Here is a 7,200-nt window from a genome sequence, read left to right on the forward strand (position 1 = left end):
AGTCAGTGTCCGCCACCGATGCCGACCTCGGTGCCGAACAACTCGGCGGCGCCGACGGTCACGACCGCGGTGCCAGAGGGTGGGCCGGCCGAGAGGACCGCCTGGTTCCCGTTGATCTGGTCGATGCTGATGGAGTGCCGGACGAACACGAGGGGCTCGGGGTTCGTGTAGGCCCAGGCGGCGCCCTTCGGGTCGTAGATCACCGCGGCGTAGGGGATGACCTTTCGCTGCTTCCCGCCGACGTTCGCGTCACCGACCTCGGCCGTCTGGATACCGAGCCGCTTGGCCGCCTGCGCGGTCAGCGTGATGCGGCCGAGACCCGTCGCCTCGTTGTGCTCGACCTTGGCGGGTTCGATCTTGCTCTTGCTTGCCCCTTCTGCCGCCTTCTGCGTGCACGCCGCGAGTTGGAGACAGGCGATGAGCAGGAGCACGATCATCCATCGGTTACCGTGTCGCACCGAGCTTCCCCCTTATGCGTTCACCTTGGCCATAACCAGGTCGACCTGGGGCCCGCTGACAGGTTCCGGTTCGGGGCGACGAGCCCCGAACCGCAGGTAGAGGGCGGGCACGATGAACAGGTTGAGCAGCGCCGAGGTGACCAGGCCACCCAGGACGACCACGGCCATCGGGTGCACGATCTCGTGACCGGGGTTGTCGAGCACCACCAGGGGCACCAGGGCCAGCCCGGTTGCGAACACGGTCGTCAGGACCGGCGCGAGCCGTTCCCGTGCCCCGCGCACGACGAGCTCGGGGCCGAAGGTCTCGCCTTCGTCACGCTCGAGACGGCGGTAGTGGCTGACCAGCAGGACGCCGTTGCGCACTGCGATCCCCAGGACCGTGAAGAACCCGGCGAGCGCACCGAGCGACATGATGCCGCCGCCCGCGAGTGCCGCCAGCACGCCGCCCACCAGCGCCACGGGCAGGGTCAAGAAGACCACCGCCGCCAGGCGCCAGCTGCCGAAGGCCGCCTGCAGGAGGAGGAAGATCCCGATGGCGGCGGCTGCCGTGTAGTTGACGACGCGCCGCTGGGCGGCCTGCCGGTCCGCGTAGTCGCCGAGCAGCTCCGCGTGGTACTCGAGCGGGAAGCTGAGCTGCTTGATGCGACGGTCCACGTCGCCAGCGACCGCGCCGCGGTCACGGCCCCGCACGTTGGCGCTGACGTCGACGAGACGCGAGACCGCTTCACGCCGGATGACGTTGGGAGCCGCCGCGACGCGCACCTCGGCAACGTCCCCCAGCCGCACGTGCCCGCCGCCGGGCGTGTCGATCAGGAGCTCGCGAACACTGGTCAGGCTGGTGCGCGTCGCGGGCGTGCTCCACACCTGCACGTCGAACACCTTCTGCTCCTCGAACAAGCTGCCGACCGCGATCCCTGACAGCAACGTGGTCGCCGCCCGGCGCACGTCGCCTGGCTTGATCCCATAGCGCTCGGCCGCGGCGAGGTCGACCTCGACCTCCAACGTCGGCTCCTCGACCGGCTGCTCCACCTTCGGGTCGACGACACCGTCGATCCCCGAGATGGCCTGCCGCACCTCCTCGGCCTTGCTGCGGAGGACCTCCAGCTCCTGGCCGTAGACGCGCACGACGATGGCGTCGTCGCCTGCCCCCGCCGGTGCCTCGCCCGCCACCGGCAGTACCCCGCTGGTCCTGTCCTTCAGATAGGTCAGCACCTCGTGCTGGAGCCCTGGGTAGCCGTCGACCACCTGCTGGATGGAGGCCACCGTCTTGTCGTAGTTGGCCTCGGGGTCGATGCTGACCCACAGCTCGCTTGAGTTGATCCCGACCACCTGGTCCGACATCACCGCACGCCCCACATGGGCGCCGACGTTGCGGACCCCCGGAGTGGACCGGAGCTCGTTGCTGACCTGGGCCACGATCCGGGTCATCTCCGGACCGGAGGTGCCGGGCGCGCCGTCCCAGCGGATCAGCAGGTTGCGCTCCTTGAACGGGGGAAGCAGCGACTGCGACCGCCCGGCCCATGGCAGCACCGCCAGGCCGAGCAGGACGATGACGCCGGCGGTCGCGACCACCGCGCGCGGCCGGTTGACGGTGCGCGCGAGGACCCCGTCGTAGCGACCCTGGAGCCGGCCCACGAGCGGGGACTCGCGGCGCCCGGCCGGCGGCCTGGACAGGAGCAGGACGCTGAGCGCTGGCGTGACGGTCAGCGCGACCACCATGGAGGCGAGCACCGCCAGCCCGTAGGAGAGGGCGAGCGGCCGGAAGAACGCGCCGGACAGGCCGCCCAAGAGGAGGACCGGCACGAGGGCGAGAAGGATGATCAGCGTCGCGTAGAGGAGCGCGCCGCGCACCTCGAGCGAGGCCTCGAGGATGACCGCTGCGGTCGACTTGTCGCTGTCCTCCTGGCGATGCTGGCGGAGGCGCCGCGCGACGTGCTCGACACCGACGATGGCGTCGTCGACGACGATGGCGACGGCGAGCACCAGTCCCGCCAGGACCATCGCATTGAGTGCCGCCCCACGCAGGTAGAGCACCAGCACTGCCGCAGCCAGCGACACCAGGATCGCCACGAGGCTGATCAGCGCGGTCCGCCAGTTGAACAGGAAGACGACGAGGACCAGGAGCAGGAGCGCGCAACCCAGGAGCAGCGGCAGGGCGAGGTTGCCCATGGCCGTCTCGATGAAGGACGCCGGGCGGTAGACGGAGGAGTCGATCTCCATGCCAGCCAGACCGGGCCGGAGCGCCTCGAGCGCCGCGTCCACCCCTCGGGTGACTTCGAGCGTGTTGGCCTCCGGGAACTTCTCGACGACGAGCATGAGGCCGGCACCGTTGTTGACGCTGGCGTCACCGATGAGCGGCTGGTGGTCCTCCACCACGCTGGCCACGTCACCCAGACGCAGCCCCCGGCCGCCCGCCCGCCCCTTCTCGATGGTGACCTTGGCCAGGTCGGCGGGGGTCGTGATGGGCAGGACGTGGCGCACGCCGAGCCGCTGGTTGGGGGTGTCGATGAACCCTCCGGTGCCGGGCGTCGATGCGTCCAGGAAGGTCAGTGGCGACACCCACAGGGCGTTCCCGGTGGTCTTGATGACCTCGAGCAGCGACACCTTGTGGGCTCGCAGCTTGTCCGGGTCGACCTGCACCTGGAGCTGGCGCTCCCGCTGGCCCCAGATGGCGACGTTCGCCACGCCGGGCACGCCCATCAGGCGTGGCCTGATCGTCCAGCGGGTGAGCACCGACTGCTCGATCGCGCTCAGGTTCTTGGAGGAGAGCCCGATCATCATGACCCGGCTCGACGACGACAGGGGCTGGAGCATCGTGGGCGGCTTCGACACCTGCGGCAACGCATGCGCCTGGGTGAGGCGCTCCGCCACCAACTGCCGTGCACGGAACAGGTCGGTCCCCGGCTCGAAGACGAGCACGATCGACGACAGTCCGGGAACCGACTCCGAGCGAATTGTCTCAAGCCACGCCACGCCGTTGAGCAGGTCGGCCTCCAGCGGGACGGTGATCAATTGCTCCACCTCGTCCGCGGAGAGACCGAGGGCCTCGGTCTGGATCTCCACGTACGGCTGGGTGAACTCGGGCAGGGTGTCCACCGGCATGTTGCGAAGCTGGGTGACACCGAGGAACAGCGTCGCCGCAGCGACCGCCACCACCAGGAGCCGAAACTTCAGGCTCGACCCGACGATCGAACGCATCACTGGTGGAGACCTCCCAGCGCAGTCATGTCCACCCCCCTAAGGACGGGCTCTGGCCGGCAACCCGCCTTCCAGCCTCAGCCGGTGCGGGAATGCGCGTCAGAACGCAAAGAAAGCAGCGGGGAAGGTCAGGCCGACCAGCCCCAAAAGAAAAGCCCCTCCTACAACTCCCCCGGTCCGATCCGGGCGGCGGTGCTGGATACCAGCCGCTGCCGCCAGCCCGAGATCTGCAAGGCAAGGATGGATGGCATGCGATCACGCTGTCAATACTTCAATTGGCGCAGGTGAGCTACCTTCCGGGAGAGGACGTCGCAGCCGCCGTCCGGGGCCACAGGTCGTTTCTGCCAAGTCGAGCAACCCGGCTTCCGCGTGCCGTCCACCCGACCCAGATGGTCCCGTTCCATTTTGCTCGAAGGAGGATGCGCGGCTGCTGCTCGCAGCGCGCGGCGTGACCGTCGTGCCCACCGACAACCTCGACTTCCAGGGGCTGGAGCGGCTGGAGCGGCTGGAGCGGCTGGAGCGGCTGGAGCGGCTGGAGCGGTTCCTCCTTCAGGCAGGAAAGGATGTCAAACTGTGGCCCTGTGACCGCCACCATCCGCACGGGAGCGAGCGCTGACCGACCTGGCCGACAACCTGGAGCACGTCCTGCTCCGGCCGGGGATCACCCCGGCCGAGGTCGACGACGCCTGCGCCGTTGCGGTCGAGCTGGGCCTGCCCGCCGTCGCGGTCTGGCCGAACGCGGTCGCCCAGGCGGCCGCTGCGGCCGGCGGCAGCCGGGTCGCGGTGGTCGCCGCGGTCGGCGCCCCCTACGGCGCCAGCGTGCGCGACACCAAGCTCGACGAGGCCAGGCGGGCGATCACCGCCGGCGCCCGCCACCTCGCGGTGGCCGTGGACGCCGGGCGCTTCCGGGGCGGGGACGCCGGGGCGCTCGCCGGCGAGCTGGTCGCCGTCTGCTACCTCGCCCACGCCGAGGGCGTGCACGTCCGCGCCGTGCTCCAGGCCGGGCTGCTGAACGAGGAGGAGCTGGTGATCGCCGGCCGGCTGGCCGCCGAGGCAGGCGCCGACCTGCTCCAGACCGGGTTCGGGTCGGCCGCCGCCGAGGCGCCCGCCACCCCCGCCCAGGTACGGGCCGCCCGCCGGGCGGTGCCGCCCCGGCGCATGTCCATCGGGGTGGTGGCCGGCGGCGCCCGGGACGCCGCCGCAGCGCGCGACCTGCTCGCCGCCGGGGCCGAGCGGGTCGCCGTGGCCGACCCGGCCACCCTCCTCGGCCGGGTGGCGGCCGCATGATCGCGGCGGGGCGCACCGGGAACGTCGCGGGAGCGGAGGATGCGCCAGTGAGCCTCCGGAAGCGTCGGTGAGCCTCTACCGCGAGCAGGGCGTGGTGCTGCGCACCTTCAAGCTCGGCGAGGCCGACCGGATCGTCGTGCTGCTCACCCAGGGCGAGGGCAAGGTCCGCGCCGTGGCCAAGGGGGTGCGCAAGACCAAGTCCCGCTTCGGCGGCCGCCTCGAGCCGTTCTCCCACGTCGACCTGTCGCTGTACCGCGGGCGCGGCGAGCTGGACACGGTGACCCAGGTGGAGGTGCTCAACCCGTTCCGCTCGCTGCGCGAGGACTACGACCGGGTCACCGCCGGGACCGCCATGCTCGAGGCGGTCGACCAGGTCGCCCAGGAGCGCGAGGCGGCCGTCCGCGTCTACCTGCTGCTCCTGCGCGCGCTGCGCGCCCTCGACGGCGCCCCGCGTGACCCCTCAGTGGTGCTCGACGCGTTCCTGCTCAAGCTGATGGCGCTGGAGGGCTACCAGCCCGCCCTGGGGGAGTGCGCCGGCTGCGGCGGGCAAGGGCCCTACCAGCGCTTCTCCATCGCCCGCGGCGGTGCGCTGTGCGAGCGCTGCCGGACGGGCACGGAGTCCACCCTCGACGAGCGCACGGTCCCGCTGCTCGCCTGGCTGCTCGGCGGGGACATGGACCGGGCCGCCTCGGCGGTGCCGCCCAGGACGCCCCGGCGCGAGGCCGGCACCCTGGTCAAGAGCTTCGTGGAGTACCACCTGGACCGGCGCCTGCGCTCCTACCCGATGGTGGCCCGCTGATGCCGAGCCGCCACCCGCGCGCGCTGCCGCCCGGCCTGGACCCGCGGGCCGTGCCCGACCACGTCGCGATCGTCATGGACGGCAACGGCCGCTGGGCCAAGGCCCGTGGGCTGCCCCGCAACAAGGGGCACGAGGCGGGCGAGGCGGCCCTGTTCGACACCGTCGAGGGCGCGCTCGACGCCGGCCTGTCCTGGCTGACCGTGTACGCCTTCTCCACCGAGAACTGGCGCCGGCCCGCGTCCGAGGTCCGCTTCCTCATGAACTTCAACGAGTCGCTGCTGGTCCGGCGCTCCCACGAGCTCCACGAGCGCGAGGTGCGGATCCGGTTCATCGGCCGCCGCGACCGCGTGCCCAGGCGCGTGCGCCGGCGCATCGAGGAGGCGGAGGAGCTGACCGCGGGCGACACCCGCATGACGCTCGCGGTCGCGCTCGACTACGGCAGCCGGGACGAGCTGGCCCGGGCCGTGGAGCGGCTCGTGGCCGACGTGGGGGAGGGGCGCGGTCCGCGCCGGATCGACGAGCGGGCCATCGCCGAGCGCCTCTACACCGCCGACATGCCAGACGTCGACCTGCTCGTCCGCACCTCCAACGAGCGCCGCATCTCCAACTTCCTGCTCTGGCAGATCGCCTACGCCGAGCTGTACTTCACCCCGGTGCTCTGGCCCGACTTCAACCGCCAGGAGCTGTTCGCCGCGCTCCGTGACTACCAGGGCCGCCAGCGCCGCTTCGGCGCCGTCGACGTGCTGCCCGACCCCGCCCCGGGAGAGCACCTGGACCCCTCGCCATCGCGCCAGCAGGCCTGACCAGGCCCGCGCAGGGCCGCCGCGGGACGGCCCGCTTCCGCGAGCGCGGCACCGGGTCCGCCTGTGGTACGCCGGGTCCGCCTGTGGTGCGGCGGGTCCAGATCCGCTCATGGTGCGCCGGGTCCCCCCTGTGGTGCGGCGGGTCCGCCTGGGGCTTCTTGCCTATTCGTACGCGATCGCCCGCAGCACGTCGGTGCGTGCCGCCCTGACCGCGGGGAGGATGGCCGCTGCGAGGCCGACGACGACCGCCAGCACCAGGAGGACCGCCGTCGACCTCCAGGGCAGCGACAGGACCGAGACGAACTCGTCGGGCACGGCGCGGACCACGGCCGTGCCCAGCGCGGCCCCGACCAGCACGCCGAGCAGGGCGCCGAACACGGCGATTGGGAGTCCAGGTTGCCGGTGGGCTCGTCGGCGAAGACCACCTGCGGCCGGGTGACCAGCGCGCGGGCGCAGGCGACCCGCTGCTGCTCACCGCCCGACAGCTGCGCCGGCCGGTGGCCGAGCCGGTCGCCGAGGCCGAGGGTCGCGACGATGCGGTCCAGCCACGCCTGGTCCGGCTTGCGGCCGCCGATCGCCAGCGGCAGCGTGATGTTCTCCGCGGCCGTCAGCGTCGGCAGCAGGTTGTACAGCTGGAAGACGAACCCGACCTGCT

General features: G+C 71.9%; 6 protein-coding genes and 1 pseudogene. 4 read left to right on the plus strand and 3 right to left on the minus strand.

Annotated features, from left to right (window positions below; all coding sequences use genetic code 11):
* Positions 1–2: 2 nt before the first annotated feature.
* Together VG276_19280 and VG276_19285 are read right to left on the minus strand one after the other, a co-directional pair.
* A complete protein-coding gene (locus tag VG276_19280; protein ID HEV8651476.1) occupies positions 3–431 on the minus strand; it encodes a hypothetical protein in 429 nt (142 codons plus the stop codon).
* 39 nt (positions 432–470) lie between these two features.
* Entirely contained in the window at positions 471–3,656 is a 3,186-nt protein-coding gene (locus VG276_19285; GenBank protein ID HEV8651477.1) for an efflux RND transporter permease subunit, read from the minus strand.
* A gap of 448 nt (positions 3,657–4,104) precedes the next feature.
* On the opposite strand from VG276_19285, the gene VG276_19290 reads away from it, so the two are divergent.
* From VG276_19290 to uppS, 4 genes are all read left to right on the plus strand, one after another.
* Entirely contained in the window at positions 4,105–4,272 is a 168-nt protein-coding gene (locus tag VG276_19290) for a hypothetical protein (GenBank protein HEV8651478.1), read from the plus strand.
* Positions 4,273–4,439: 167 nt separating this feature from the next.
* Positions 4,440–4,943 (plus strand): hypothetical protein, encoded by a 504-nt coding sequence (locus VG276_19295; protein ID HEV8651479.1) that lies wholly within the window; start codon positions 4,440–4,442, stop codon positions 4,941–4,943.
* Between the two features lie 67 nt (positions 4,944–5,010).
* The gene (recO, locus tag VG276_19300) at positions 5,011–5,742 is read left to right on the plus strand and encodes a DNA repair protein RecO (GenBank protein HEV8651480.1); all 732 of its coding nucleotides are present in this window, start codon (positions 5,011–5,013) and stop codon (positions 5,740–5,742) included.
* On the plus strand, positions 5,742–6,545 hold the full coding sequence (uppS, locus tag VG276_19305) for a polyprenyl diphosphate synthase (protein ID HEV8651481.1): 804 nt from the start codon (positions 5,742–5,744) through the stop codon (positions 6,543–6,545). The genes recO and uppS overlap by 1 nt, the downstream gene beginning before the upstream one ends.
* A gap of 162 nt (positions 6,546–6,707) precedes the next feature.
* Here the strand turns inward: uppS and VG276_19310 are convergent.
* Positions 6,708–7,200, minus strand: a pseudogene (locus VG276_19310) (ATP-binding cassette domain-containing protein).

It is taken from the genome of Actinomycetes bacterium (assembly GCA_036000965.1).
Lineage (GTDB): Bacteria > Actinomycetota > CALGFH01 > CALGFH01 > CALGFH01 > DASYUT01.

Coding starts and splice junctions, on each gene's coding strand:
- VG276_19285 (HEV8651477.1), bottom strand. CDS start 3,656: ATGCGTTCGATCGTCGGGTCGAGCCTGAAGTTTCGGCTCCTGGTGGTG.
- uppS (HEV8651481.1), top strand. CDS start 5,742: ATGCCGAGCCGCCACCCGCGCGCGCTGCCGCCCGGCCTGGACCCGCGG.